This window comes from Salinisphaera sp. S4-8, from assembly GCF_040361235.1.
GTDB lineage: Bacteria > Pseudomonadota > Gammaproteobacteria > Nevskiales > Salinisphaeraceae > Salinisphaera.
On the sequence record NZ_APNF01000001.1, the window covers coordinates 311,925 to 337,626 of the forward strand.

A 25,702-nucleotide genomic window follows, 5' to 3' on the forward strand; every position below is an offset into this window, starting at 1 on the left:
GCACGCCAAGCGCGTAAATGATGGGTGACCATTCGAGCACCCCGAACGACGTGCAAGTTGGCTTAGCGAAGCGTAATCCACAAAACGACGTTGCCTCGGCAAGCGATTCGCCCTGAATGCTTGGCGGCGCTTGTCTGTCGGCTCGCGATCCGCAGCCCGAGCCAACCCAGGCGACTGCCTTATTTGCGTGTCTTCGCGTTCGTTTACGGACTATTTCCGCAAGACAGAATCACTGGCCGGCGATCGTCATCGACCCAATCAGCACCGACGGCGTGCGCAAGGCGGCGCCGAGATCCACATCGCTGCCAAGTGCTGCAATGTCGCGATACATATCCGCCAGATTGCCGGCGATGGTGGCGTTTTCGACCGGATAGGCGATCTCGCCATTCTCGACCCAGAAACCGGCCGCGCCACGCGAATAATCGCCATTGACCAGATTCACGCCCTGGCCCATGAGTTCGGTAACCACGAGTCCACGCCCCATGCCGGCCACGAGCGCATCGAAATCTTCGCTGCCCGGGGCGACGTCCAGATTGAACACACCGCCTGCGTTGCCGGTACTCGTGAGCCCCAGTCGGCGGGCCGTGTAGGCGGACAGTACATAGCCGCGCAGTACGCCATCTTCGACCAGAGTGCGCTCGGTGGTGGCCACGCCATCGCCATCGAAAGCGGCACTGGCGAGCCCGCGCGGGCGGTGCGGGTGCTGGCTGAGGGTGAGTGTCGGCACCGCAATCGATTGATCGATCTTGTCCTTGAGAAAACTGGCGTTGCGATAAAGCGCGCCGCCGCTGATCGCGCCGATCAGATGTCCCCACAGCCCGCGCGCAACCCGCGGCGTGAACAGCACCGAGGCGGTCGTGGTCGGCGGTGTTTTTGCGTGCAGGCGCGATACCGCGCGCTCGGCGGCAAGCCGCCCGACCGCCGTCAGGGTTTGTAGATCCTCGGCATGGCGGGCCTGGGAAAACGCGACTTCGCGTTGCATGCCACGCTCGGATTTGGCCAGCGGCTGGACACTCAAGGCATGCCGGCTGGCGCGTTCACCCGCCACGAACCCATGGCTGTTGCCGTATACGCTGATGCCATCCTGGCTGGCCACGGTCGCGCCTTCGGTCTGGGCGATACGCGGGTCGTAGTCGAGCGCGGCCGCCTCGAGCTCGAGCGCCATATCCAGTGCCCGCCCGGCATCCAGTGACCACGGGTGATAGAGCGACAGCTCGGGGCGCGTGCGGGCCATGAGTTCGGCCTCGGCAAGCCCGGCATAGTCATCCGGCTCGGTAAAACGCGCGATGGTGAGCGCCTGATCGAGCGCGGCGCGCAGCCCATCGCTGCTCAGATCTGTGGTCGAGGCACTGCCACTGCGCTGGCCGCGATAGACGGTCAGGCTCGCGGCCCGATCGCCTTCGTGTTCGACGGATTCGCGCTCGCGCGCCCGTGCGGTCACCGACAGTGCACGCGAGGCCGACAGCGAGACTTCAGCCTGATCGGCGCCACCGTGTGCCGCCTGCTCGAGCAGTTCGCGCGTACGCGTTTCCAGCCAGGTCAAAGACGGCAGGCCGTTGTCGGTGCGCTCGGCGGGGCGAGCATCGGCAGAGGTCGCGACCATGCAAAAGGCCTCTCAAGAAGAACACGGGGCAAGCCGCCAACCCTAGCGCCGCAAAGACCGAATACGCAACGTCGGCGCCAGTCAGGCTATGCTGTACGGCATGTCGCGCCCTGCTGCTGCCGCTATCGAACATTCGCGCAAGGCCCACGGCCGTCGCCGGCTGGTCTTTCGCCCACGCTCGATCACCGGACTGTTGCTGACCAGTTTCGGGCTGGTCGCGTTGCCGTTGATCGTGGCCATCGTCTTCGGTGTGCTCTATGTCGATCGCTTGACCGATCAGAGCGAGCACCTGGTGCTCCAGGGCGTGGAGGTGACCCGCTACAGCAAACGCCTGAGCACGCTGCTGGTGGGCATGGAGCGTAGCGCGCGCCAATACGGTGTGTTGCAAAGCGACGAATTGATCACGCGTTTCGAGCGCCAGAGCCGCGACTTCGATGCCATGCTCGATGCGCTCGGCGCCCTCGAGCTCGATACCCTGCCGGGCTGGAACCTCGATACCCTGCGCGCCCAGGCACGCGAACTGGCCGAACGCCTGCGCACGCGCCCGGCCCAGGTTCAGAGCCTGATCGAGGAAATCAGCGCCATGCAGCGCGAAACCGATCTGATCACCCAGCAAGGCAATCTGTTCATCGATCGCGAGCTGGCCCGCTTGCAGGCGACCGCGGCCGATGCCCGCTTTTTCCTGCTGCTGTGCGTATTCGCGCTGATTCCCGGCGCACTCGCGCTCACCGCGTTCTTCGTGGTGGTGATCGCACGCCCGCTACGTCAGATCTCCGGCGCGGTCACCCGCCTTGGCGATGGCGATTTCTCGCAGCAGATCAAGGTGTTCGCGCCCACGGCCGAACTCGATGCGCTGGGCGCGCGCCTGGACTGGATGCGCCGCCGGCTGGCCACCCTGGAAAACGAAAAACAGCAGTTCATCCGGCATATGTCGCATGAACTCAAAACGCCGCTCGCCAGTATCCGCGAAGGCGCCGAACTGTTGCGCGATGGCACCGTCGGAAAGCTCAACGGCGCGCAGGCCGACGTGGCCGAAATCCTGCAGCAGAACAGCCTGGAACTGGCCAAGCTCATCGATAACCTGCTGGACTTTGCCGCCTGGCAGCAACAACACGCTAAACTTGAGTACGAGCGCTTCGATCTGAACGCGCTTTTCGAGGCGATCGTGGCCCGCCAGCGGCTCACGATCGAGGGCAAGGAACTATCCGTGGTCACGCCGGGCGAAACCATGGACGTCACGGCCGACCGGGACCGTATGCAGCTTATTGTCGACAATCTACTCGCCAACGCGGTGAAATTCGCGCCGCCGGGCTCGACCGTGACCCTGGCCGCCGAGCGTATGGTTTCAGCCACCACGATCTCGGTCAGTGATCAAGGGCCGGGCGTGCCCGCGCACGAGCGCGACGCAATCTTCGATGCCTTTTATCAGGGCACGGACAGCCAGTCACATGCCAAGGGCGCACTCCGGGGCACCGGTATCGGCTTGTCGGTGGTACGTGAATGCGTGCATGCGCATGGCGGGCGTATCGATGTGACCGACGCCCCGGGCGGCGGTGCACGGTTTCATGTCGAAATCCCGGATCGCCATGCGGTGTGATATGCGTGTGGTATGGGTCGCGCTCGCCGTTGCCGGCGCATCGCTACTGGCCGGCTGCAGCACCGATCGGCGGCCGCCGGATCTGGGCGAACGCGTCGAGACATCGCCGGCAATGCCATTGGCGGCCGAGCGCGATCCGGTACTCGATTTGCTCGACTATGCCGCACAACTGCGCCAGGCCACGCCCGAAGCCCGCGCCGAGGCGGTGGCCGTCGCGCGAGCGCAGGTGGCCAGCCGCCCCGATGCCCAGAGCTATGCGCATTTGGCCCTTGCATTCGGCACGGCCGGCCAGCGTCGTTACACCCCGGACGAAGCCGCGCGCTATGCCCAGCGCGCGCTCACCGCCGACGATGCCCAGTGGAGCCCGGCGGCCTGCCAGTACCTGCAGGATCTTGCGCGCCTGTATGCCGAAGGCGCGCGTAACGGCGCTGCCAGCAGCACCGACACCGTGGCCGAACCGGCGCCGGCCATCGCCGAACCGGTGATACCCGAGTCCGCGACCCGAAGCGCGCGCGCCCAGCCGCCTGCCGGACAGTCGAACGCCCGCGAGCGAGCCCATATCCGTGAACTCGAACGCGAGCTCGACGAGGCACGCCGCAAATTGCGCGAACTGGCCGATATAGAAAACCGGCTCGGCGACCCGGGCACGTAAATGGCACGCGGCGGCAAGATACTGCTGGTCGATGACGACCCCAGCCTGCGGCGCCTGCTCGCCCTGCGTCTGGAAGGCGCGGGCCACACGGTCGAGACCGCCGATAGCGGTCTGGCCGCCCTTCGCCTGCTCGAAAATTACGGCGCGGACTGTGTAATCACCGATCTGCGTATGGATGGCATGGACGGCATGGCGCTGCTCGACCGGCTCAGTCATGCCCACCCTACGCTGCCGGTCATTCTGCTGACCGCCCACGGCACGATTCCCGAGGCGGTCGCGGCCACGCAGGGCGGCGCACTCGATTTTCTGTCCAAACCGGTCGACAAGGACGTACTCCTGGCCCGTGTCGACCAGGCGCTTGAACAGACCGGTGTGGCCAGCGAAGACTGGCAGCAGGTCTGGCGCGCACGCATCGTCACCCGCTCGCCGTTGATGCATCGCCTGCTCGATGAAGCCAAGCTGGTCGCCGCCAGCGACACCAGCGTGCTCATCACCGGCGAATCCGGCACCGGCAAGGAAGTCCTCGCCCGCGCGCTGCACGATGCCAGCCCCCGCGCGAAGGCGCCGTTCGTGGCGATCAACTGCGGGGCCATGCCCGAGCAATTGCTCGAATCGGAACTGTTTGGCCACGAAAAAGGCGCATTCACCGATGCCAAGCAGGTCCAGCAGGGGCTGTTTCGCAGCGCCGAGGGCGGTACGGTCTTCCTCGACGAGATCGGCGACATGCCGATCACGCTGCAGGTCAAACTGCTGCGCGTGCTGCAGGAGCGTGAAGTCCGACCGGTGGGCGCTTCGCGTTCACTACCGGTCAACGTGCGCGTGGTGTCGGCCACCCACCGCGACCTCGGTCATGCCATCGAACAACACAGTTTCCGCGAAGATCTCTACTATCGCCTGGCCGTGGTCACCCTTGCCCTGCCGCCGCTGCGTGAGCGACCGGAAGACGTCGCGCCGCTGGCCCGCCATTTTCTGGAAGCGATCGCGGCGCGCAGTGGCCGGCGCACCCGCGTGTACTCGCCGGATGCGATGGAATTGCTCTGCCGCCATCACTGGCCCGGCAATATCCGCCAGCTCTCCAACGTGGTCGAACAGAATGTCGCCCTCACCCGCGGCCACGTGATTTCCGCACAGGCGGTGGAAAAGGCCCTGGCCGGCCATAGCGGTCGCGCCGATGCAGCTGCCTCCTTGCAGCCGCTCGCCGAGGCCCGCGATGCCTTCGTACGCGATTATCTGGTTCAGCTGCTACGCATCACCGAGGGCAATGTCGCCCGCAGCGCACGCCTGGCCAAGCGCAATCGCACCGAGTTCTACAAGCTGCTCAACCGGCACGAGATCGACCCCAACTATTACAAGCGCTCGCGCTGATCGTTGCCGTTAGGCGACATCGAAAACCAGCCGATCGCGGCTAACTGTTGCCAATCTGCGACATTTAAAACCAAGCAAATTCCGCAAGTTATCAGTATTCGTTGCATGCTGTCGCCATACGGCAACAGTCTTTGTGCCGGTATGCCCCGCCCACGGCGACAACAGGCCTCTCGGCACGGAAAATACTACTTACGTTATTGTATCGTAAGTATTTTTTATAGTTGGCACGGCGGTTGCTCTAGGCTTAGTCAGGAACGCATTGAAGTTTAGTGATTCATGAAGAAACGCTACGCAGTCATTGCCGGTATCGCTATCGCCATTCCGTTGTCGACGGCTTTGTCCACGACCCGCGCGAATGCGGCAGAAACAGCCTCGGCGGCCTGGGCGACCATGGATGCCGATGCCGACGGTTCGCTTTCGCCGGAAGAAGTGGCCGCGACTCCGTGGGAGGCGAAGTTCGATGCCATGGATGAAAACGGCGACGGTGAAGTCGACAAGGACGAGTTCCAGCAATACATGAAGGATATGCAGTCTTCGCAGGACAGCGAAGACGCTTAATTCAGGTAAGGAGTTCAAGCAACACGAATTTCGGCAGCATGGCTGCCACACAGTTTTCGCCTGGTCGGGCTGGCGTCTCCCCGGTCCCCCCCTCGTGCCTCGGCGTGGTTCGGCTCGGCTCAGGCGAAATTAAATCCATACGCACAACCACGGTGTGCGTATGACAGGTTTTCGCTTGGTCGGGCCGGCGTCTCCCCGGTCCCCCCTCGTGCCTCGGCGTAGTACGGCCCGGCCAACGCGAAATTTTCAAAGGCGCATCGCAAAAGGCGATCGCCACCGTTTTCGCCAGGGTCGGGTCGGCGTCTCCCGGTCCCCCCTCGTGCCTCGACGTGGTACGGCCCGGCCTCGGCGAAATTTTCTCGCTAGATAAAAAAACCGCTTCATGAAGCGGTTTTTTTATGTCTGCTATTGCGGCTCAGGTCTGCGCCAATGCGCTGAGCAACTTACCGTGGATACCGCCGAAACCGCCATTGCTCATCACCACGACACAATCGCCCGGCATGGCGGTCGCGGCCACTGCGGCGACTAGCGCGTCCAGATCGCCACAACGCGTCATACGATCGCCCAGCGACGCGAACACGGTGGCGGCGTCCCAGTCCAGATCGGCGTCGTAGACGAACACATGGTCGGCATCGGCAAAGCTGGCCGCCAAGGTATCGGCATGAACCCCACGGCGCATCGTATTCGAACGAGGCTCGAACACCGCCAGCACCCGGCCCTGCGCGCCGGCACGCAGGCCTGCCAGCGTGGTCCGGATGGCGGTCGGATGATGGGCGAAGTCGTCGAACAGCTTGATACCGCGCGGCGTACCGCGGAGTTCCATACGACGCTTGACGCCCCTGAAACAGGCCAGCGCGGCGATAGCCTGTTCCGGCACCACACCCACATGACGGGCAGCCACGATCGCAGCCAGCGCGTTGGCCGCGTTGTGCGCGCCGGTCATGTGCCAATTGAGTTCGCCGACCGCCTCGCCCTGGTAACGAATCGCCAGATGGCTGGCATCGGCGCTGAGCGCCTGACTCTGCCAATCGCCCGTGGGCCCGGCAAAACCCACCGTCGGCGTCCAGCAGCCGCGTGCGAGCACGTCGTCGAGTTCGACATCGGCCGCGTTATGCACGATCTGGCCCGTGCCCGGCACCGTACGCACCAGGTGATGGAACTGGCGCTTGATGGCTTCGAGGTTGTCGAAGATATCGGCGTGATCGAACTCGAGGTTGTTGAGCACGAGCGTACGCGGGCGGTAGTGCACGAACTTCGAGCGCTTGTCGAAGAAGGCAGTATCGTATTCGTCGGCCTCGACCACGAAGAAATCGCTTTCGCCCATCGCCGCGGATTGGCCCAGATCGGCCGCGACCCCGCCGATCAGATACCCTGGCGCCATGCCGGCATATTCGAGTATATGGGCGAGCATGCTCGCGGTCGTGGTCTTGCCGTGGGTGCCGGCCACGGCCAACACCCAGCGCGAGCGCAGCACGTTCTCGGCCAGCCACTGCGGCCCGGAAATATAGTCGAGCCCGGCATCGAGCGTATATTCGACCGCCGGGTTACCCCGGCTCATGGCATTGCCCACGATCACCTGATCGGGCGCCGGCTTGAGATGGTCCGGCGCGTAGCCTTCCATGACATCGATACCGGCCTCGGCCAGCTGGGTGCTCATGGGCGGATACAGACCGGCATCGGAACCGGTCACCGTATGCCCGGCCGCGCGCGCGAGCAGCGCCACACCGGCCATGAACGTGCCACCGATGCCGAGAATATGGACATGCATGTGAAAACCCTTGTACGGCAAGCCTGCGCTGATCGCGCCCGAGCGCGCGTCAACCGAGTACGGAAAACACCAGCAACAGCAAGATTTCGAAAGTGATAGTCGCGCCCACGCCCAGCCAGAGCCCGCCATCGAGCGCGTGCCGATAGACATGGCTGTAGATCGCCAGGCCCCAGAAGCCCATGGCGACATAGGACAGGGTCACGAACGTCGGCGGCATGGGTACGGCCTGCGCGTCGCTGGCCTCGCCGAGCGCGTGCAGATAAGGCGCCATCGCGTGGGTGGGCGCGAGCATGATCAACGTCAGCGTCGCCCCCGATGCGAACAGGGCCGTCGCGGTCTGGTTGAAGCGGTTGGGCAATTGACGGATACGCAGCACCGTCCGCACATACAAGGCGAGCAGGGCCGTGGCCAGCCCGGCCTGAAGCGCAGCCGCAGGCGCAGGCATGAGCAGGCCGACTTGCAGAAACAGCAAGATACAATAGGCCGCAGCACAACCGATGAGCGTGTTCGCATCCCCCGGCATATCCTGGGGGCCACGCCGCAGCAGCATTAGTTCGATTACCCGCCGCGCAAAAACCATGGACACCGCATCCTTATGAAGCTTGTCAGAGCACACGGCATGATACCGAAGCCGCCCCAGTCCGTCGTCACGATCACCGGCGACGCAGCGCTGGCCGAGTTCGCAGCACGCATGCGCGAGCGCGACTGGATCGCCGTGGACACCGAATTCCTGCGCGAAAGCACCTACTACCCCAAGCTGTGTCTGGTGCAGATTGCCGATGCCGACGAAATCGGCCTGATCGACGTAATCGCGCTCGACGACCTCGAACCATTGGCCGAACTGCTGGCCGACACGCGCGTGCTCAAGGTGTTCCATTCGGCCGAACAGGATCTGGAAGTGCTGTACCAGCGTTTCGGCACCATGCCGGCGCCGCTGTTCGATACACAGGTGGCCGCCCCGCTGGTCGGCCTCGACGACCAGATGGGCTATGCGCGCCTGATCGACGCCCTGCTGGATATCGACCTGCCCAAGGCGCATACGCGCACCGACTGGAGCAAACGCCCGCTGCCGCCCGGCGCGCTCGATTACGCTGCCGACGATGTGCGCTATCTCGCCGTGGCCTATCACGTGATCGGCAACCGGCTGCTCGAACAGGAACGCGAGGCCTGGCTGGCCGAGGATTTCGAGCGCATGGTCGACGCCCGGCGTTTCGACGTGGATACCGCGGCCGCCTGGCGCCGTATCAAGAGCTGGCATCGGCTCAAGCCGGCCCAACAGCAGGCGCTGGGCGCGATCGCCGACTGGCGCGAACGCGAGGCCATGGCCTGCGACCGGCCACGGCGCTGGATTCTGGCCGACGATGCGGTCATCGAACTGGCCAAACGGCGACCGCCGGATCGCGACGCCATGAAACAGATTCGCGCCCTGCCCGCCAAAACCGTCGACCGGCACGGCACAGCGCTTCTGGATTGCCTACAGCGCGCAGCCGAGCGCCCGGCCGAGCCGCTCGCCGCGCCGCCAACGCCGCCCAGCGACGAAGAAAAACGACGCATCAAGATCGGTATGGACGTCCTGGCCCAACGGGCACAAAGCCACGCGATCGCCGCGTCGGCGCTGGCCAGTCGCAAGGAAATCGCGGCCATGGTCGCCGGCGCACGCGATCTGCGGTTGCTGTCGGGCTGGCGCGCGGGCGTGGCCGGCGAGGCCGTGCTCGCAGCCATAAAAAACGCCGAAGCCGCAGCCGGCTCCGGCGCCTGAAAACACGAATCGACGCCCGCTGTGCGGGCGGATTTATCTAACCGGCGGGCAACGCCGCCTTGATGCGGGCATAGATGTCGTCGATCTCGCCCACGCCGGCCACGGCCGTCAGCAGGCCCTTGTCTTCGTAGAACTTGACCAGCGGCTGGGTCTGCTCCTGATACACCTTGAGACGATTGCGAATTGTCTCTTCGTTGTCGTCGGCACGGCCGCGGGCCATCAGGCGCTGCACGATTTCTTCGTTGTCGACCTTGATATGCACCACGCCCTGAAGCGGACGATTCATTTCATCGAGCAGCTCATCCAGCGCCTTGGCCTGATCGAGGCTGCGCGGGAAGCCGTCGAGAATGAAACCGTTTTCGGTATCGTCCTCGGCCAGACGTTCGCGAATCATGCCCACGACGATATCGTCGGAGACCAGCTCACCGGCATCCATCGCCGATTTGGCTTTCTTGCCGAGTTCGGTTTCGTTGGCTACCGCGCTGCGTAGCAGATCGCCGGTGGAAATCTGCGGTACGCCGAATTCGGCGACCAGCTTTTCACTCTGCGTTCCCTTGCCCGAACCCGGGGCACCCAGCAGCACGATTTTCAGCATGATTTCTCCGCGAACGGCTTGGCGTTGTCATAACCAGAAGGTAGAGCGTTTTGCGCACACAACCCGAGCGTGCGCACGAACGAACGGTCGACGTTAATGATTCGCCTGGGGCAAGTCAATTTTCGGCGGCGCCAACTCTCAAGTATGCTTTGCGGCGCATCTGATCAGCCAGGATGAACCCATGACCCGAAAGAATGCCTTCTATGCGCAAAGCGGTGGCGTGACCGCCGTCATCAACGCCTCGGCCGCCGGCGTAATCGAAGCCGCGCGCGAACACAGCGACAAGATCGGCACCGTGTATGCCGGGCGCGACGGTATCGTCGGCGCGCTCACCGAAGATCTCATCGACACCTCGGCCGAATCCGCCGGCGCGATCGCTGCACTCAAGCACACGCCGGCCGGCGCTTTCGGGTCGGCGCGCTACAAGCTCAAGGGCCTAGACGACAATCGCGCCCAGTACGAGCGCCTGATCGAGGTTTTCAAGGCCCACGATATCGGCTATTTCTTCTACAACGGCGGCGGCGATTCGGCCGATACCTGTCTCAAGATCAGCCAGCTGTCGGAGAAGATGGGCTATCCGATCCAGGCGATCCATGTGCCCAAGACCATGGACAACGACCTGCCGCATACCGACTGCTCGCCCGGCTTCGGCAGTGTCGCCAAATACACGGCCGTATCCATTCGCGAGGCCGGCTTCGATCTGGCGAGCATGTGCAAGACCTCCACCAAGGTGTTCATTCTGGAGGTCATGGGTCGGCATGCCGGCTGGACCGCGGCCGCGGGTGGGCTGGCCAGCGAGGCCGAAGGCCAGGACCCGCACATCCTGCTGTTCCCGGAAATCGCCTTTGACGAAGAGAAGTTCCTGGCCAAGGTCGATGACACGGTCAAGCGCCACGGCTATTGCACCATCGTGGCCTCCGAGGGCGTACGCAATGCCGACGGCGAGTTCCTGTCGGATGCCGGCAGCACCGATGCCTTCGGCCACAAGCAGCTTGGCGGCATGGCGCCGACCCTGGCCGAGTTGATCAAGAACAAGCTCGGCTACAAGTATCACTATGCGATCGCCGACTATCTCATGCGTGCGGCACGCCATATCGCCTCCCAGACCGACGTGGAACAGGCCTATGCCGTGGGCCGTGCGGCAGTCGAATATGCCGTGGCCGGCAAGTCGGGGATCATGGTGTCGATCGTGCGCGAATCCGACGAGCCCTATCGCTGGACCATCGGCGAGGCGCCGCTGGATGAAGTCGCCAATGTCGAAAAGATGATGCCGCGCGAATTCATCAGCGAGGACGGCTTTCATATCACCGAAGCCGCCCGGCGCTATCTCAAGCCGTTGATCGCAGGCGAATCCTACCCGCCCTATGCCGATGGGCTGCCGCAGTACGCACGCCTGAAGAACGTGGCCGTGGAAAAGAAGCTCAGCGAGGGGTTCGAGATCTGAAACCACTCAGCGTCAAGTCATCGGTTACAATCGGTCGCCACAAATTCGATTATTCACCTTCGAAAGGGGTCTGCAATGGGCTTTGAAGCCATTACACCGGGCAAGAAAGCACCGGACGAAGTCAACGTCGTCATCGAGATCGTGGAAGGCTCGAGCTCGGTGAAGTACGAAGTCGACAAGGACACCAACTGTCTAATGGTCGACCGCTTCATGAACGTCGCCATGCACTACCCGGCCAACTACGGTTTCGTGCCGCAGACGCTGTATGACGACGGCGACCCGGTGGATGTGCTCGTGCTCACCCCCGAGCCGATCGTACCCGGCTGCGTGATCAAGGCGCGTCCGGTGGCGGTACTCGGCACCGAGGACGAATCCGGCCTGGATGCCAAGATCCTGTGCGTGCCCACCGACAAGATCGCCACCGACTATTACAAGGACATCAAGGATCTGGGCGACGTCGACGAGCGCCTGAAAAACAAGATCCAGCACTTCTTCGAACACTACAAGGATCACGAAGAAGGCAAGTGGGTGAAGATCACCGGCTGGGAAGGCGCCGAAAAAGCCAAGGCCGAAATCAACAAGTCGATCGAGGCCTACAACAAGGGCTGATCGACCTGCGGCCGCTGTCAGTCCCGATGCCTGAAGGGATCGACAGGCTGCACAGACCGAAAAAGCCCCGACCGGTTCGCCGGCGGGGCTTTTTCGTATGCGCGGTTTGCGCGCTACGCGGCGGCGCACACAAGCTTCGCCTTATTTGCGCGCCTTCGCGTTCATTTGCGGACAACCTGCCCATCGAACGCGGCCAACCGAGCTCCATACATAACAAGGGGCCCGGCTAGCGCTCGGTCAGGCGTGGCAGCAGCTCCTGCAGATTGCAGGGCCGGGTACGGGCATCGATTTGATCCGCGATGAGCTTGTCCCAGCCGTCGGCACAGGCGCCGGACGAACCGGGCAGGCAGAACACGAACGTCGCCTTGGACACCCCTGCGATCGCACGCGACTGCAATGTCGAGGTACCGATGCTCTCGTAGGAGAGCATGCGAAACATCTCGCCGAAACCGTCGATACGCCGATCGAACAGCACCTCGACCGCCTGCGGCGTGACATCGCGCCCGGTCAGGCCGGTGCCGCCGGTCGTGATCACCACATCCGGCTTTTCGTCGGCAATCCAGCGCGCGACGCGCGCGCGAATCTCATGGATATCGTCACTACAGATGGCTTTTTCATGCAGCTGATGGCCGGCGGCTTGTAGCCGGTCGACGAGCAGGCGGCCGGACTTGTCGCTGGCCTCGGTGCGGGTATCCGATACCGTCAGAACGGCAATGTGCAGGGGAATGAATCGATCACGCATGGCATGGGATGGAACGGGCCTGAATGCCGTTCAAGATGCCATAAACCAGACCGCTCGCGTTGGCTAAGCGGCAGCGTTTTTATTGAACCGGGATGAATATAGATGCGTGTTCGGGTTGAAAGCGGGCATGTAAAACCATGCCTGCCGCGGCCAGCGCCTGCGAAGCCGGATTAATAAAACTGTGCGTGTATGCGGGATTACTGAAATGATGCCGTCACGCGATGGCACAACCCAAGACTTGGCGCCAGTCGAGATAAAAGAGCAACACAACGCCGGTATTCAGGCCGGTGCGCGCAGGAGAACACATGGCTTATTCGTCTGTCTTTCGGTCCGATCTGTTCGCGAATCGGCACGTCATCATCACCGGCGGCGGCAGCGGCATCGGCCGCTGCACGGCCCACGAACTCGCGGCGCTCGGCGCGCGGGTCGCCCTGGTCGGGCGTACCGAATCCAAGCTACACAGCGTGGCCGCGGAGATCGCCGATGCGGGCGGCGCGCCGGCCAGTACCCATGTCTGCGATATTCGCGACGAAGACAGCGTTGCCGCCACCATTACCGCCATCCTGGCCGAACACGGGCGCATCGACGGCCTGGTGAACAACGCCGGCGGGCAGTTTCATGCCCCGCTCAAGCATATCTCGCAAAAAGGCTTCGACACGGTGGTGCGCAACAACCTCACCGGCGGTTTTCTCATGGCCCGGGAGTGCTTCACGCAGTGGATGGAAGATCACGGCGGCGCCATCGTCAACATCATCGCCGATATGTGGTCGTCCATGCCGGGCATGGGCCATTCGGGGGCCGCGCGCGCCGGCATGCTCAGCCTGACCGAAACCGCAGCAGTGGAATGGCAGTATGCGGGCGTGCGCGTGAATGCCGTGGCGCCGGGCTGGATCGCCTCTTCCGGCATGGATACCTACCCCGACGAAATCAAACCCATGCTGCGTGCGCTGCCGCAGTTCGTGCCGCTCAAACGCTGGGGCACGGAATCGGAAGTCTCGGCAGCGATCGTGTTCCTGTTGTCGGAGGCGGCTGGCTTCATCACCGGCAGCTGCCTGCGCGTGGATGGCGGCGCGCCGAATGCACGCAGCCACTGGCCCATGCCCGATCATGACAAGGCAGGCGCCTACAACGGCTTTCATCTGGCCCAAACGCCGCGCCTGTTGCGCGATGGCGACTGAACAAGGCGCCGCCGCTATGCACAGCACCCATCCGGGCTATACCGAAGCCCACGCACTGTATCGCGACACCCTGCGCCGCTGGGTCGCCGACGAGATTACGCCCTTCGTGGATGACTGGGACGAAGCCGGCGGCTTTCCCCGAGAACTCTATAATCGCGCGGCCGAAATCGGCCTGCTCGGGCTGGGTTTTCCGCCCGAATACGGCGGCATCGAGGCAGACCGATTCTTCGTGATCATCGGCGCACAGGAACTCGCCCGGGCGGGCGCCGGCGGCCTGTCGGCCAGCCTGCTCAGCCATACCATCGGCGCCCCGCCGATCGTCAACGGGGCGAACGAGGCGCTCAAACGCGCGGTGCTGCCCGACATCCTGATGGGCCGCAAGATCAGCGCGCTGGCGATCACCGAGCCGGGCGGCGGTTCCGATGTGGCGAATCTCAAGACCACGGCCGTACGCGACGGCGACGACTATATCCTCAACGGATCGAAGACGTTCATCACTTCCGGCATGCGCGCGGATTACGTCACCGTGGCGGTACGCACGGGCGCAGCGGGCCGGGCCGGCATATCGCTCATTCTCGTGCCCACCGACACGCCGGGCTTTTCGCGCACACCGCTGGATCGCAAGATGGGCTGGTGGTGTTCCGATACCGCGACCCTCTATTTCGACGACTGCCGCGTGCCGGCGAGCCACCTGCTCGGCACCGAGAACGAGGGCTTTCGTCTGATCATGGCCAACTTCAACAGCGAACGGCTATGGCTGGCCGCTGGCTGTAACGGTTTTGCCCAGGTCTGTTTCGATCAAGCGAGCGCCTACGCGCGCGAACGGCAAACCTTCGGTACTGCGCTGATCAACCATCAGGTAATCCGCCACAAGCTCGCCGACATGGCCCAGCGTATTCGTGCGACCCAGGCCTATCTGGAACAGATCGCCTGGCAGATCGACCACGGTGAGAACCCGATCGCCGATGTGTGTCTGCTCAAGAACCAGGCCACCCAGACCATGGAGTTCTGTGCGCGTGAAGGCGTACAGATATTCGGCGGCGCCGGCTATCTGCGCGGCGCCAAGGTCGAGCGCATCTACCGCGAAGTACGGGTCAACGCGATCGGCGGCGGGGCCGAAGAAATCATGCGGGATCTCGCCGTGCGCCAGATGGGTCTGTAAACCCCGTCAGACTGGCGAGCCGGCCGAGGATTCGTGACGGGCCGCAGCACGCCGACGTGCAGCGGCTTCATCCTCGTCGAGGTCCTCCTCGATCAGGCCCAGCTTACGGGCACGGCGTTTCCATTGTTCACGGGCCATGACGCGCATGTCCTCGACCGCATCGCCCTCGTCCATGATTTCCAGACCCAGCATGGTTTCGACGATGTCTTCCATGGTCGCCACGCCCACGATGCCGCCATATTCGTCGACCACGACGGACAACTGCTGCTGGCGCTCGAGCAGGTTACGGAAAAGCCCGTACAGCGACAGCGATTCCGGTACCACCAGCACATCGCGCTGGATGGCCGACAGCGGCGTGGTATGACGATCGCGCGCGATCTCGCTGAGCACATCGGATAACAGCACGAAACCGGTGATTTCGTGGCCGTCTTCGGAGAACACGGGCAAGCGCGAGATACGGCGCGTGCCCAGCGTTTCGAATACCTCGGTCACGGTCTGGTCTTGCGTAAACGCCATCATCACCACGCGCGGCGTGAGCACGTCCTTTACGCGCAACGATTGAAAATGCAACAGATTGCGCAGGATGCGCGATTCCTCGATATCGAACACGCCATCGGCCTCGCCCTGATCGGCCATGGCCTGAAATTCGTCGCGCGAAAAGGTCGGGCCCGTATGTTTGGGCGTGAGCAGCTTGGTGATCACCATCGACAGGGCCACCAGCGGATATAGCGCAATCGTCATCCATTGCAGCAGCAGCGCGGCGGTGGGCGCGAGCTGTTTCCAGTAACTCGCGCCCAGCGTTTTCGGAATGATTTCCGAAATCACGAGAATCAACAGCGTGAGCACCACCGAGGTCGCGGTCAGATAGCCGTTGCCGAACACCGCTTGGGATTGCGCACCTACGCCGGCCGCGCCAATCGTGTGGGCGATCGTGTTGAGGCTTAAAAGCGCCGACAGCGGCCGGTCGATATCGGCCTTGAGCGACTCGAGGCGCGCACCCACGCGCCCACCCTCTTTCTGCATGAGGGCGATATAAGAGGGCGTGATCGATAGCAGAATCGCTTCCAGCACCGAGCACAGAAACGACACCCCAAGCGCGAGAAACAGATAAACAAAAAGTAACGCCATGGCACCCGTAATCGCGCACGCCTGCTGGCGCTTGCGTTAATCCTTTGCAAAAAGCCCTTCGAACCTGCGACACGCGATCATGCGGTTCGTTCGATCGCGCGTCTATCGTTCAACCCTGTCTGCGCGTATACTGGAAAATTCGGCCCGGCGCCCGCGCATGCTTGCGCACTGCGCCACAGGCTGGTTCTTGCCAGCCGGCCGCCGCAGCGACTGTATTTTCTCGCGGCGCTGCGATCCACGCCATCATGCCATGCGGCAGCGGATGTCTCGTGTTCATGATGTGCCGCAGCCCAACGGAAAACCTTCTATGTCCTTTGACCAACTCGGCCTGGCGCCGTCGCTTCTCGAAGCGGTCGCCGCTGCCGGTTATAGCCAACCCACGCCCATCCAGGCCAAGGCCATTCCGGCCGTACTTGCCGGCCAGGACGTGCTTGCCGCCGCCCAGACCGGCACCGGCAAGACCGCGGCCTTCACCCTGCCGCTGCTGCACAAACTCGGCGACAGTCAGGAAAAGAAACCGCGCGTTCTGGTGCTCGCCCCCACGCGTGAACTGGCCGCCCAGGTCAACGAATCGGTGCGTACCTACGGCCAGTCCGGCGCGATCCGCAGTACGGTGATCTTTGGCGGTGTCGGCTATCAGCCCCAGATCGGCCAGTTCAAGAAAGGCGTCGATATCGTTGTCGCCACGCCCGGACGCCTGCTGGATCTGCTGCAGGAAGGCCATGCCGACCTGTCGAACATCCAGACCCTGGTGCTCGACGAAGCCGATCGCATGCTCGACATGGGCTTTATCCACGATATCAAGCGCGTGCTCAAGTACGTGCCGGAAAAACGCCAGACGCTGTTGTTCTCGGCGACTTTCTCCAAGGATATTCGCAAGCTGGCCTCCAGCCTGTTGCACAAGCCGGTCGAGATCGACGTCGCGCCGCGTAATGCCACTGCCGATCGTATCGACCAGAAAGTCGTGATGGTGGAAAAACCGCGCAAGCGTGCCGTGCTCAGCCACCTGATCAAGGAAAACAACTGGCATCAGGTGCTGGTGTTCGCCCGTACCAAGCACGGCGCCAATCGTCTGTGCAAGCAGCTCGACAGCGACGGCCTGCCGGCGGCCGCCCTGCACGGCAACAAGAGCCAGAACGCTCGGACCAAGGCGCTAGACGGTTTCAAGAACGGCGATATCCAGGTGCTGGTCGCCACCGATATCGCCGCCCGCGGTATCGATATCGAGTCGCTGCCCCATGTCGTGAATTTCGAACTGCCCAACGTCTCCGAGGACTATGTCCATCGTATCGGGCGTACCGGCCGTGCCGGCGAAGCCGGTGAAGCCGTATCGCTGGTCGGACCGGATGAGCGCAAGCTGCTCAAGGACATCGAAAAGCTCATCGGCAAGCAGATCGAACGCATGACCGTGGAAGGCGTGGACCTGCGCGCCGGCGAAAACGACGAAGCCGACGACCGGCCGGCACGGCGTCCGAACAACAACGGCGGCAACCGCCCGCCTAAAAAACGCGGTGGCGGCGGCAACAATACGCCCGGGCGCAATCAGCAACGCCGGCGCAGCCGGGGTGGCAATCGGGGCGGCAACCGTTCCGGCGGCGGTGGTGGCGGGCAGTCCTGATCGCAGGCTTACCCGAGCTATAAACGGCCCGCTTCATGCGGGCCGTTTTCATTTCACCGCCTCATTTACAATACCGCCCATGATCGCTTTCAAAGACCTCACCCTGCGCCGCGGATCGCGCAAGCTGCTGGAAAACGTCAACGTACGCTTCCAGCCCGGGCAGCGCATCGGCATCGTCGGCCAGAACGGCACCGGCAAGTCCAGCCTGTTCGCCATGATGCTCGGCGAACTGTCGCCGGATTCCGGCGAGGCCGAGATTCCGGCCCATCTGGATATCGCCACGGTGCGCCAGCACACCCCGGCCGGGGACCAATCCGCACTGGATTTCGTGCTTGATGGCGACACCGAACTCCGTGCGGTCGAGGCCAAGCTCGCCAAGGCCGAGGCCGAAGCCGATGGCCACGCCATGGCCGAACTGCATGGCCGCATGGCCGAGATCGACGGCTACTCGGCCACCGCCCGGGCGGCCAAGTTGCTGCACGGCCTGGGTTTCGCGCCCGACACCCATCGCGCGCCGCTGGATTCCTTCTCCGGCGGCTGGCGTATGCGCCTGAACCTGGCCGCCGCGCTCATGCGCCGCTGCGATCTGCTGCTGCTCGACGAGCCGACCAACCATCTGGATATGGACGCGGTGTTCTGGCTACAGGAATACCTGGCCAGCCATCCCGCCACGCTGATCATCATTTCGCATGACCGCGATTTTCTGGATGCGCTGATCAGCCATACGCTGCATCTGGAAGGCGGTCGCGCCACGCTCTATACCGGCAATTATTCCGAGTTCGAGACCATGCGCGCCGAGGCCAAGCTGCAACAGCAGGCCGCCTACGAGAATCAGCAGAAGAAACTCGCGCAGCTGCAGGGTTTTGTCGATCGCTTTAGGGCCCAGGCCACCAAGGCACGACAGGCGCAGAGCAAGCTCAAGCAGATGGAGCGCATGGAAAAGGTCGAGGCGGCCCATTGGGATACGCCGTTTTCCTTCAGTTTTCGCCAACCCGAACGCCTGCCCGATACCCTGCTGCGGCTGGACAACGCCGATGCCGGCTATGACGGCGTGACCCTGGTGGGCGGCATCAAGATGCAGATCACGGCGGGCGACCGGCTGGCGATTCTCGGGCGCAACGGCGCCGGCAAATCGACGGTGATGAAATTGCTGGCCGGGGAAATGGCCCCGATCCGAGGCGACGTACAGCACGACAAGTACACGCGCGTGGGTTATTTCGCCCAGCACCAGCTCGAAGTGCTCGACGACAACGCCAGTGCCGCCACGCACCTGCAGCGCCAGGCGCCCCGTGCCTCGGAACAGGAGATCCGCGACTTTCTCGGCGGCTTCGATTTCCACGGCGACAAGGCGCTGGAGCCCATCGCCCCGTTCTCGGGTGGCGAAAAGGCACGTCTCGCGCTCGCCCTGGTGGTTTACGACAAGCCCAATCTGTTGTTGCTCGACGAACCGACCAACCATCTCGATCTGGACATGCGCCACGCGCTGGAAACCGCGCTCGCTGGCTATACCGGTGCGGTCATCATGATCGCCCATGATCGCCATCTCATCGATGCCACCTGCGACCAGCTCTGGCGGGTCGACGACGGCACGCTCATGCCCTTCGACGGGGATCTGGACGATTACGCCAAATGGCTGACCCGCCAGAACGCGGCCCGCGAAGGCAGCGATAAGCCGAAAAAACCGACCACCGCTGGCGGCAGCGGCGCAGATGCCCGTCGCGATGCCGCGGCCCAACGCGAACGCGAAAAGCCCCTGCGCCGCGCGCTCAAGCAGGCCGAGGCCGATATGGCCAAGTTCGAGGAAAAGATCGCCGCCATCGAAAAGGAAATGGCCAAACCCAGCGTCTACGGCAACAAGACCGAGATCGCGCGTCTATCGCAGGAACAGGGCAAGCTGCGCAAACAGCTCGACAAGGCCGAAGCCAGCTGGATGGAAAACGCCGAAGCGCTCGAACAACAGGCCCAGGCCGCCTCATAACGCGTTTCGCGTTGACACCCGCAAGCACGAGTCGCCCATGAGCACGCCGACCTATTTCTGGCACGACTACGAAACCTTCGGCGCCGACCCGCGGCGCGACAAGCCGGCCCAGTTCGCCGGCATCCGGACCGACATGGATTTCAATATCGTCGGCGAACCGGTGGTGCTCTACTGCCAGCCGCCGGTGGACATGCTCGGCCATCCCGAAGCCACGCTGATCACCGGCATCACGCCCCAGATCGCACTCGAACGCGGCGTGCCCGAGCCGGAATTCATCGAAACCATCGTAGCGGAAATGGCGGTGCCGAGCACGTGCAGCGTGGGCTACAACAGTCTGGCCTTCGATGACGAAGTCACCCGCCACACCCTCTGGCGCAACTTCTTCGACCCCTACGCCCGCGAATGGCAGAACGGCTGTTCGCGCTGGGACATCATCAACATGGTGCGCCTGGCCTATGCCCTGCGCCCGGACGGCATCGAATGGCCCAAGCGCGAAGACGGCACACCCAGCTTCAAGCTCGAACATCTGGCAAAGGCCAACAACCTGGCTCAGGAACGCGCCCATGACGCGCTTTCGGATGTGCATGCCACCATTGGTCTGGCTAAGCTCATCCGCGACAAGCAGCCGAAGCTGTTCGATTACGTCGAAAAAAGTCGCGACAAGCACAGTGCCCGCAAGATGCTGGACATGGGCACCCGCAAGCCCGCACTGCATGTCTCTCCCAAGTTCCCGGCCGCGAACGGCTGCCTGTCGCCGGTCATGCCGATCGCCGCGCACCCGAGCAATAAAAACTGTGTGATCGTCTACGATCTGCGCGTCGACCCTACGCCATTGCTGGAACTGCCGCCGGACGAGATATTCGAGCGCATCTTCACGCCCACCGCCGACCTGCCCGAAGACACGCCGCGGGTCGCGCTCAAGGGCGTGCACCTGAACAAATGCCCGGTGCTCGCCCCCTTCGAAATGATGCGCGAAAGCGAAGCCGAGCGGCTGAACCTCGACATCAACCAGTGCCGGCGCCACTGGAAGGCCATTCACGATCAGCTTTCCGAGGTGGAAGCCAAGGCAACGGCAGTATTCGATGCCCATGCCTTCGAGCCCGACGGCGATGCCGAAGCCGCGCTCTACGACGGCTTCGTATCGGATGCCGATCGCAAGCTGGCGGATCAGGTCCGTCGCACCTCGGCCGCCGAACTGGCCGATGGCGCGATCGTGTTCGCCGACAACCGGCTCAACGAACTGTTGTTTCGCTATCGTGCCCGCTATTTTCCGGAAACGCTGGTCGACGCGGAACGCGACGACTGGAACAACTGGCTATCGAAACGCCTGGAATTCGCCCCGGACGGCGGCCTGACCCTGGACGATTACGACGAGCTCATCGCCCAACTGATGGAACGTGTCCAGGGCGAACCGGCGCAGCTGCAGTTGTTGCTGGATCTCAAGGCCTGGAGCGCGAAGCTACGCCAGCGGCTCTAGGCCCCGCCCGGGGCCCTGCCCGGTATCCAGTCTAGTCCGACCCGTACAGTTGTTCGGTAATGGCCTGTGCGGGCTGCGGGCGTCCCAACAGAAAGCCCTGGATATGACCGGCGCCGAGTTGCTTGAGCACCGCGTATTGCGCTTCGGTTTCTACGCCTTCGGCGATCACGGCCAGATCGAGCGTCCGCGCGATCTGCAGGATGCCGGACGTCAGCTCATGGCTGGTCGTGTCCTGGGTAATCAGCTGGGTAAAGCTGCGATCGATCTTGAGAATATCCAGTGGCAACTGCTGGAGATAGCGCAGCGACGAATAGCCGGTACCGAAATCGTCGATTGCAAAGCGAAAGCCCTGTACGCGCATTTCGAGCATTGTTTCTGCCGCGGTTCCGACGTCGGTGATCACGCTCTGCTCGGTAATCTCGAGCACCAGATGCGAGGCTGGCACCCCATGCTGCGCGATCAGACCCGCGACCATATCTGCGAAGTCTTCGCAGTAGAGTTCCTCGCCGGCAATATTGACCGCCACATACGGCACGACCTCATGCGCTTCGCGCCATTCGGCGAGCTGGCGGCAGGCACTGTTGAGCGTACATACCGTCAATAGCCGACGTAGTTCGGGATCGGCCTCGGCGATCGGGATGAACTCATCCGGGCTGACCTGGCCGTGTTCCCCGTCAGTCCAACGCGCGAGTGCTTCCACGCCGATGATACGGCCGCTGCCGCACTCCACGATCGGCTGATAGACCTGATCCAGTGCATCCGCGCGTAGCGCTTCGGCCAACCGGTAGTGGCGCTCGTGGCTGCGGGCCACGGCGCGCTGGACGTCGCTGGAGTAGCGACGCACGCCGTCAGGGCTATGCTGCGCTTCGGCCGCGGCCATGCGCGCGTGGGCAATCAACGTCTCGACATCGTGCGCATCGTCCGGTGCACGACTGATACCGGCCTTGATATCGACCGTCAGACGCACCCCGTTGTATTCGATCGGCGCCGCGAGGCTGCGCATCAACGTGTTCACGCGCTCCAGCGTATCGTCCGCCGCATCCGCGGCCGCGGTCATGACAACACCGATACGCTTGGAACCGAGCATGCCGATACGATCGTCCCCGTACACATCGTGCGACAGCCGCTGCGCGATCGTCGAAATCACATGATCGCAGCCGGCCCGCCCGACCAGAGAATGCAGGATTTCGAAATTGCTCAGGTGCAAATGCACCATCGTCATGGTCCGCCCGCCGCTTTCGATCTGATTCCAGCTATTGGCGATCAACTCTTCGAACAGCGCGCGCCCGGGCAATGCCGTGACCGCGTCGTACATCGCCCGGTGTTGCAAGCCCAGCGACCAGTGATCGAACTGACGATGCAGGTTGATCTCGCTCTCGACGATACGAGCGAACATCATCAGCCGCCATTTTTCGACGTCCGACAGCTCCCGGGGACGCGAATCGATCACGCACAGCGTGCCCAGCGGCTGACCCGTGGGCCCGCGCAGCACCGCCCCGGCATAAAAACGGATATAGGGCTCGCCCAGCACCAACGCATTGTCGTGAAACCGCCGGTCCGCCGTTGCATCGGGCACATAGAGCAGATCCAGCGGCAGCGCGTAGGCACAGAACGATTCTTCGATCGGCGTTTCGCGCCGGTCGAAACCCACCAGAGACTTGAACCACTGGCGATCGCGCTCGACCAGGGTGATCAGTGCCGTGGGTACATTGAAAACGCTCGCCACCAGGCGCGTGTACTGATCGAAGCGATCCTCGAACGGTGTATCGAGCAAATCGAGCCCCCGCAACTCATGCAGGCGTTCGCTTTCTTCGACTCGTTGCGACATGAGACCCGTTTTCATTCAGGCGACCGGGGCGTGTTGTACTTGTAATGCGCATACTGCGCCGTCTTGAATGATATCTATCGACAATAGTCGATACGACTTGAACCCGGCCCAGCAGCCGGGTGCACATCATCAATCATAGTAAACGCAGGCGTGCGGGCAACAGATGCATGTCTCAGCGCGATCCCGGATCGAGCACCCGTTTGAGAAAATCACGTGTCCGTGGTTCCTGCGGATCGGTGAGCAGCGTGGCGGGGCTCCCCTGCTCGACAATACCACCGGCATCCATGAACACCACGCGGTCGGCCACTTCACGCGCGAAGCCGATTTCGTGCGTGACCACGATCATGGTCATCCCTTCATCGGCGAGCCGGCGCATTACGCTCAATACTTCGCCGACCAGTTCCGGATCGAGCGCCGAGGTGGGTTCGTCGAAGAGCATCAACGCAGGGTCCATGGACAACGCGCGTGCGATGGCCACCCGCTGCTGCTGCCCACCGGACAGATGGGCCGGGTAGGCTGCGATCTTGTCGTCCAGACCCACCCGCTCGAGATTGGCGCGGGCGATGCGCTCGGCCTCGTCGCGTTGTTTGTCGAGTACCGTGGTCAGGGCGAGCATGCAGTTGTCGAGCACGCTGCGATGGGCGAAGAGATTGAACTGCTGAAAGACCATTCCGATATGTCGCCGCGCGGCATCGATATCGCAATCCGGGTCAGTGAGTTCCTCGCCGTTGACACGGACCGTGCCCGACTGCGGCGTTTCCAGCAGGTTCACGCAGCGCAGCAAGGTGGACTTGCCCGAGCCGGACGGGCCGATCACGCATACGACTTCGCCGCGTGCGACGCTGAAATCGATATCGCGCAGCACATGGTTGCTACCGAAATACTTGTTCAGCGCCCGCAGTTCGACCAGTGCACCGCCAGCGATCATGTCAGCGCTGCCTGGAGGCGGCGGCTTCCATGCGCCGCACGATTATCGACAATGGCAGGGTAATAATCAGATAACCCAGGCCGGCCACCACCAGCGGCGTGATATTGACGTTGCTGTTGGCCGCGGCCCGTCCGAACTTGGTGAGATCGAAATTCGCCGCCGACAGACCGACGATGAACACCAGCGAGGAATCCTTGATCAGCATGATCAGCTCGTTGGTCAAAGGCGGGATCATGATACGAAACGCCTGCGGCAGCGTGATCTTCCACATGGTCTGGCCCGCCGACATCCCCAGCGAGCGTGCCGCCTCGATCTGGCCGCGGGGCACGGCCTGGATCCCGGCACGGATGGTTTCGGCCATATAGGCACTGCCCACGATCCCCAGTGCCGCCCACACCGTGCCATAGGGCGGCAACGGCATGGCCAGACCGGGAAAGGCCAGTGGCAACAGCGAAAACGCCATGAACACCACCAGCGCCGGCAGTCCGCGAAAGAACTCGATATAGACCGTGGCCAGCCAGCGATAGGGCCCGACATCGGACAAACGCATCATGGCCAGCAAGGTGCCAGCCACCAGGCCCAGAACGAACCCGCCCGCGGTATAGACGAGCGTATTCCACAACGCCAGCCATAGGCCATGGGCGACGGTATCGCGAATCAGCCCCGGGTCGAAGAAGGTTCGTCCGATCTGGGCCCAGTCGGCCAGCAGCGCCGCGGCGACGACCGCCAGTATCAGCAGCGCGTACTGCACCGCACGAATTCGCCGTGCACGGATGCGTGGGCTGGTTTTTCGCGGCCTGGCCTGCGCCGGGCGGGATACCATGAATGCCGACTACTGCTGGTTGATCGTGCCCGGTACCTGACCGAACCACTTCTTGAAAATCTCGTCGTAGCGGCCGTCTTCCTTGGCCTTGGCGATCACGGCGTTCAGCCGCTCGATGAGCTTCTTGGCGTTCTCATCGTCCTTTTTCGCCAGAAAGCCGTAGCGTTCGCCGGTATCGAATTCGGCCGCAATCTCAGTTTCCGGATTATCGGCGGCGTACTGATACAGCGGGCCGTTGTCGTTGATCGCGGCGTCCACCTTGCCCGCGCTCACTGCGGTGGTTTCCAGGGCAAGATCGTCGAACACCACAGTCGTGTAGCCGTATTCCTCGGCATGCTTGTCGGCATAGATCGCGCCGGTGGTATCGGTCTGGGTGCCTAGCCGCTTGCCATCGAGATCTTCAAGGCCTTCGTAACCGCTGTCCTTTTTCACCAGCAACGCCTGGGTGGCGTTGAAATAAGGCGCGGAAAACAGCACCACTTCCTGGCGCTTGGGCGTGATGGTGGCGCCCCCCATAGCCAGATCACACTTGCCGGCCGCCAGCACCGCGCCAGAGGTGATCTGGTTCCAGTCCACACTCACAACCTTCGTATCCACGCCCAGATCCTGAGCCAGCAGATCCACCAGATCGACATCGAAGCCCACCACCTCGCCGCTATCATCCGTGAACTGGAACGGTTTGTAGGGAATATGGGTACACACGGTCAGCGCATCGGCGGTGACCAGATGAATGCCATCGACGGTAGCGCCTTCGTCCTGGCTACAGCCGGAGATGGCCGCGGCCAGCAGCCCGACGACAAAAAACAAACCGAATCGGCCCGAGCGGCCCGTTGAAGCTGTCACGATTTAAATCTCCCTGAGTATCGTGCATTTGCCTTGCAATGAGTCTG

General features: G+C 63.0%; 22 protein-coding genes. 12 read left to right on the forward strand and 10 right to left on the reverse strand.

Translation table 11 applies throughout. From position 1 onward, the window contains the following. Window positions 1-229: 229 nt before the first annotated feature. Entirely contained in the window at window positions 230-1,603 is a 1,374-nt protein-coding gene (gene pmbA, locus S4A8_RS01460; RefSeq protein ID WP_353218737.1) for a metalloprotease PmbA, read from the reverse strand. A 100-nt stretch (window positions 1,604-1,703) separates the two neighbouring features. Here pmbA and S4A8_RS01465 point away from each other — a divergent pair, with 100 nt between their 5' ends. The 4 genes from S4A8_RS01465 (at window position 1,704) to S4A8_RS01480 (ending at window position 5,775) form a co-directional block, all read left to right on the forward strand. After that, a complete protein-coding gene (locus S4A8_RS01465) occupies window positions 1,704-3,200 on the forward strand; it encodes a sensor histidine kinase (protein ID WP_353218738.1) in 1,497 nt (498 codons plus the stop codon). Beyond that, window positions 3,190-3,852, forward strand: a complete 663-nt coding sequence (locus S4A8_RS01470) for a hypothetical protein (RefSeq protein ID WP_353218739.1) — start codon at window positions 3,190-3,192, stop codon at window positions 3,850-3,852. Before S4A8_RS01465 ends, S4A8_RS01470 begins: the two co-directional genes overlap by 11 nt. Continuing rightward, window positions 3,853-5,217 carry a sigma 54-interacting transcriptional regulator gene (locus S4A8_RS01475; RefSeq protein WP_353218740.1) on the forward strand — a complete coding sequence of 455 codons (1,365 nt, stop codon included), beginning with the start codon at window positions 3,853-3,855 and terminating at the stop codon, window positions 5,215-5,217. Window positions 5,218-5,493: 276 nt separating this feature from the next. Beyond that, window positions 5,494-5,775 carry an EF-hand domain-containing protein gene (locus S4A8_RS01480; RefSeq protein ID WP_353218741.1) on the forward strand — a complete coding sequence of 94 codons (282 nt, stop codon included), beginning with the start codon at window positions 5,494-5,496 and terminating at the stop codon, window positions 5,773-5,775. A 415-nt stretch (window positions 5,776-6,190) separates the two neighbouring features. Here S4A8_RS01480 and mpl read toward each other — a convergent pair whose 3' ends face one another. Together mpl and S4A8_RS01490 are read right to left on the reverse strand one after the other, a co-directional pair. Further along, a complete protein-coding gene (mpl, locus tag S4A8_RS01485) occupies window positions 6,191-7,543 on the reverse strand; it encodes a UDP-N-acetylmuramate:L-alanyl-gamma-D-glutamyl-meso-diaminopimelate ligase (RefSeq protein ID WP_353218742.1) in 1,353 nt (450 codons plus the stop codon). A 49-nt stretch (window positions 7,544-7,592) separates the two neighbouring features. Continuing rightward, window positions 7,593-8,123: a hypothetical protein gene (locus tag S4A8_RS01490; RefSeq protein ID WP_353218743.1), complete on the reverse strand. Its 531-nt coding sequence runs from the start codon at window positions 8,121-8,123 to the stop codon at window positions 7,593-7,595. Window positions 8,124-8,162: 39 nt separating this feature from the next. Between S4A8_RS01490 and rnd the strand changes: the two genes are divergently transcribed. Then, window positions 8,163-9,302, forward strand: a complete 1,140-nt coding sequence (gene rnd / locus S4A8_RS01495; protein WP_353218744.1) for a ribonuclease D — start codon at window positions 8,163-8,165, stop codon at window positions 9,300-9,302. Between the two features lie 37 nt (window positions 9,303-9,339). Here the strand turns inward: rnd and S4A8_RS01500 are convergent, their stop codons facing one another. Further along, window positions 9,340-9,897 carry an adenylate kinase gene (locus tag S4A8_RS01500; protein ID WP_353178046.1) on the reverse strand — a complete coding sequence of 186 codons (558 nt, stop codon included), beginning with the start codon at window positions 9,895-9,897 and terminating at the stop codon, window positions 9,340-9,342. 181 nt (window positions 9,898-10,078) lie between these two features. On the opposite strand from S4A8_RS01500, the gene S4A8_RS01505 reads away from it, so the two are divergent. Further along, complete coding sequence (locus S4A8_RS01505; protein WP_353218745.1) at window positions 10,079-11,341, forward strand: 6-phosphofructokinase; 1,263 nt, start codon at window positions 10,079-10,081, stop codon at window positions 11,339-11,341. Between the two features lie 75 nt (window positions 11,342-11,416). Further along, window positions 11,417-11,950 (forward strand): inorganic diphosphatase, encoded by a 534-nt coding sequence (gene ppa / locus S4A8_RS01510; protein ID WP_293623774.1) that lies wholly within the window; start codon window positions 11,417-11,419, stop codon window positions 11,948-11,950. A 226-nt stretch (window positions 11,951-12,176) separates the two neighbouring features. Here the strand turns inward: ppa and moaB are convergent, their stop codons facing one another. Beyond that, a complete protein-coding gene (gene moaB, locus S4A8_RS01515; RefSeq protein WP_353218746.1) occupies window positions 12,177-12,692 on the reverse strand; it encodes a molybdenum cofactor biosynthesis protein B in 516 nt (171 codons plus the stop codon). A 305-nt stretch (window positions 12,693-12,997) separates the two neighbouring features. Here moaB and S4A8_RS01520 point away from each other — a divergent pair, with 305 nt between their 5' ends. Beyond that, window positions 12,998-13,870: an SDR family oxidoreductase gene (locus S4A8_RS01520; protein WP_353218747.1), complete on the forward strand. Its 873-nt coding sequence runs from the start codon at window positions 12,998-13,000 to the stop codon at window positions 13,868-13,870. 16 nt (window positions 13,871-13,886) lie between these two features. Further along, window positions 13,887-15,032, forward strand: a complete 1,146-nt coding sequence (locus S4A8_RS01525; RefSeq protein WP_353218748.1) for an acyl-CoA dehydrogenase family protein — start codon at window positions 13,887-13,889, stop codon at window positions 15,030-15,032. 6 nt (window positions 15,033-15,038) lie between these two features. On the opposite strand, the gene S4A8_RS01530 is transcribed toward S4A8_RS01525, so the two are convergent. Beyond that, the gene (locus S4A8_RS01530) at window positions 15,039-16,160 is read right to left on the reverse strand and encodes a CNNM domain-containing protein (protein ID WP_353178034.1); all 1,122 of its coding nucleotides are present in this window, start codon (window positions 16,158-16,160) and stop codon (window positions 15,039-15,041) included. A 307-nt stretch (window positions 16,161-16,467) separates the two neighbouring features. On the opposite strand from S4A8_RS01530, the gene S4A8_RS01535 reads away from it, so the two are divergent. From S4A8_RS01535 to sbcB, 3 genes are all read left to right on the forward strand, one after another. After that, the gene (locus S4A8_RS01535; RefSeq protein WP_353218749.1) at window positions 16,468-17,778 is read left to right on the forward strand and encodes a DEAD/DEAH box helicase; all 1,311 of its coding nucleotides are present in this window, start codon (window positions 16,468-16,470) and stop codon (window positions 17,776-17,778) included. A 79-nt stretch (window positions 17,779-17,857) separates the two neighbouring features. Beyond that, entirely contained in the window at window positions 17,858-19,756 is a 1,899-nt protein-coding gene (locus S4A8_RS01540) for an ABC-F family ATP-binding cassette domain-containing protein (RefSeq protein WP_353218750.1), read from the forward strand. A 37-nt stretch (window positions 19,757-19,793) separates the two neighbouring features. Then, the gene (sbcB, locus tag S4A8_RS01545; RefSeq protein ID WP_353218751.1) at window positions 19,794-21,233 is read left to right on the forward strand and encodes an exodeoxyribonuclease I; all 1,440 of its coding nucleotides are present in this window, start codon (window positions 19,794-19,796) and stop codon (window positions 21,231-21,233) included. Window positions 21,234-21,264: 31 nt separating this feature from the next. Here sbcB and S4A8_RS01550 read toward each other — a convergent pair whose 3' ends face one another. The 4 genes from S4A8_RS01550 to S4A8_RS01565 all read right to left on the reverse strand — a co-directional run bounded on the left by S4A8_RS01550 (window position 21,265) and on the right by S4A8_RS01565 (window position 25,658). Further along, window positions 21,265-23,061: a putative bifunctional diguanylate cyclase/phosphodiesterase gene (locus tag S4A8_RS01550; protein ID WP_353218752.1), complete on the reverse strand. Its 1,797-nt coding sequence runs from the start codon at window positions 23,059-23,061 to the stop codon at window positions 21,265-21,267. A gap of 172 nt (window positions 23,062-23,233) precedes the next feature. Then, the gene (locus S4A8_RS01555) at window positions 23,234-23,989 is read right to left on the reverse strand and encodes an amino acid ABC transporter ATP-binding protein (RefSeq protein WP_353218753.1); all 756 of its coding nucleotides are present in this window, start codon (window positions 23,987-23,989) and stop codon (window positions 23,234-23,236) included. Window position 23,990: 1 nt separating this feature from the next. After that, a complete protein-coding gene (locus S4A8_RS01560; protein ID WP_353178022.1) occupies window positions 23,991-24,812 on the reverse strand; it encodes an amino acid ABC transporter permease in 822 nt (273 codons plus the stop codon). A 9-nt stretch (window positions 24,813-24,821) separates the two neighbouring features. Further along, window positions 24,822-25,658, reverse strand: coding sequence for an ABC transporter substrate-binding protein (locus S4A8_RS01565; protein WP_502950693.1), 837 nt, complete (start codon window positions 25,656-25,658; stop codon window positions 24,822-24,824). Window positions 25,659-25,702 lie beyond the last annotated feature (44 nt).

What these genes read in the sequence shown, in the direction of transcription:
- S4A8_RS01530 (WP_353178034.1), bottom strand. Translation starts at nt 16,160, where the DNA reads ATGGCGTTACTTTTTGTTTATCTGTTTCTCGCGCTTGGGGTGTCGTTT.
- moaB (WP_353218746.1), bottom strand. Translation starts at nt 12,692, where the DNA reads ATGCGTGATCGATTCATTCCCCTGCACATTGCCGTTCTGACGGTATCG.
- S4A8_RS01475 (WP_353218740.1), top strand. Translation starts at nt 3,853, where the DNA reads ATGGCACGCGGCGGCAAGATACTGCTGGTCGATGACGACCCCAGCCTG.
- S4A8_RS01480 (WP_353218741.1), top strand. Translation starts at nt 5,494, where the DNA reads ATGAAGAAACGCTACGCAGTCATTGCCGGTATCGCTATCGCCATTCCG.
- S4A8_RS01555 (WP_353218753.1), bottom strand. Translation starts at nt 23,989, where the DNA reads ATGATCGCTGGCGGTGCACTGGTCGAACTGCGGGCGCTGAACAAGTAT.
- S4A8_RS01490 (WP_353218743.1), bottom strand. Translation starts at nt 8,123, where the DNA reads ATGGTTTTTGCGCGGCGGGTAATCGAACTAATGCTGCTGCGGCGTGGC.
- ppa (WP_293623774.1), top strand. Translation starts at nt 11,417, where the DNA reads ATGGGCTTTGAAGCCATTACACCGGGCAAGAAAGCACCGGACGAAGTC.
- sbcB (WP_353218751.1), top strand. Translation starts at nt 19,794, where the DNA reads ATGAGCACGCCGACCTATTTCTGGCACGACTACGAAACCTTCGGCGCC.
- pmbA (WP_353218737.1), bottom strand. Translation starts at nt 1,603, where the DNA reads ATGGTCGCGACCTCTGCCGATGCTCGCCCCGCCGAGCGCACCGACAAC.
- S4A8_RS01550 (WP_353218752.1), bottom strand. Translation starts at nt 23,061, where the DNA reads ATGTCGCAACGAGTCGAAGAAAGCGAACGCCTGCATGAGTTGCGGGGG.
- S4A8_RS01465 (WP_353218738.1), top strand. Translation starts at nt 1,704, where the DNA reads ATGTCGCGCCCTGCTGCTGCCGCTATCGAACATTCGCGCAAGGCCCAC.
- S4A8_RS01535 (WP_353218749.1), top strand. Translation starts at nt 16,468, where the DNA reads ATGTCCTTTGACCAACTCGGCCTGGCGCCGTCGCTTCTCGAAGCGGTC.
- S4A8_RS01500 (WP_353178046.1), bottom strand. Translation starts at nt 9,897, where the DNA reads ATGCTGAAAATCGTGCTGCTGGGTGCCCCGGGTTCGGGCAAGGGAACG.
- S4A8_RS01505 (WP_353218745.1), top strand. Translation starts at nt 10,079, where the DNA reads ATGACCCGAAAGAATGCCTTCTATGCGCAAAGCGGTGGCGTGACCGCC.
- S4A8_RS01470 (WP_353218739.1), top strand. Translation starts at nt 3,190, where the DNA reads ATGCGGTGTGATATGCGTGTGGTATGGGTCGCGCTCGCCGTTGCCGGC.
- S4A8_RS01560 (WP_353178022.1), bottom strand. Translation starts at nt 24,812, where the DNA reads ATGGTATCCCGCCCGGCGCAGGCCAGGCCGCGAAAAACCAGCCCACGC.
- S4A8_RS01540 (WP_353218750.1), top strand. Translation starts at nt 17,858, where the DNA reads ATGATCGCTTTCAAAGACCTCACCCTGCGCCGCGGATCGCGCAAGCTG.
- S4A8_RS01520 (WP_353218747.1), top strand. Translation starts at nt 12,998, where the DNA reads ATGGCTTATTCGTCTGTCTTTCGGTCCGATCTGTTCGCGAATCGGCAC.
- S4A8_RS01525 (WP_353218748.1), top strand. Translation starts at nt 13,887, where the DNA reads ATGCACAGCACCCATCCGGGCTATACCGAAGCCCACGCACTGTATCGC.
- mpl (WP_353218742.1), bottom strand. Translation starts at nt 7,543, where the DNA reads ATGCATGTCCATATTCTCGGCATCGGTGGCACGTTCATGGCCGGTGTG.
- rnd (WP_353218744.1), top strand. Translation starts at nt 8,163, where the DNA reads ATGATACCGAAGCCGCCCCAGTCCGTCGTCACGATCACCGGCGACGCA.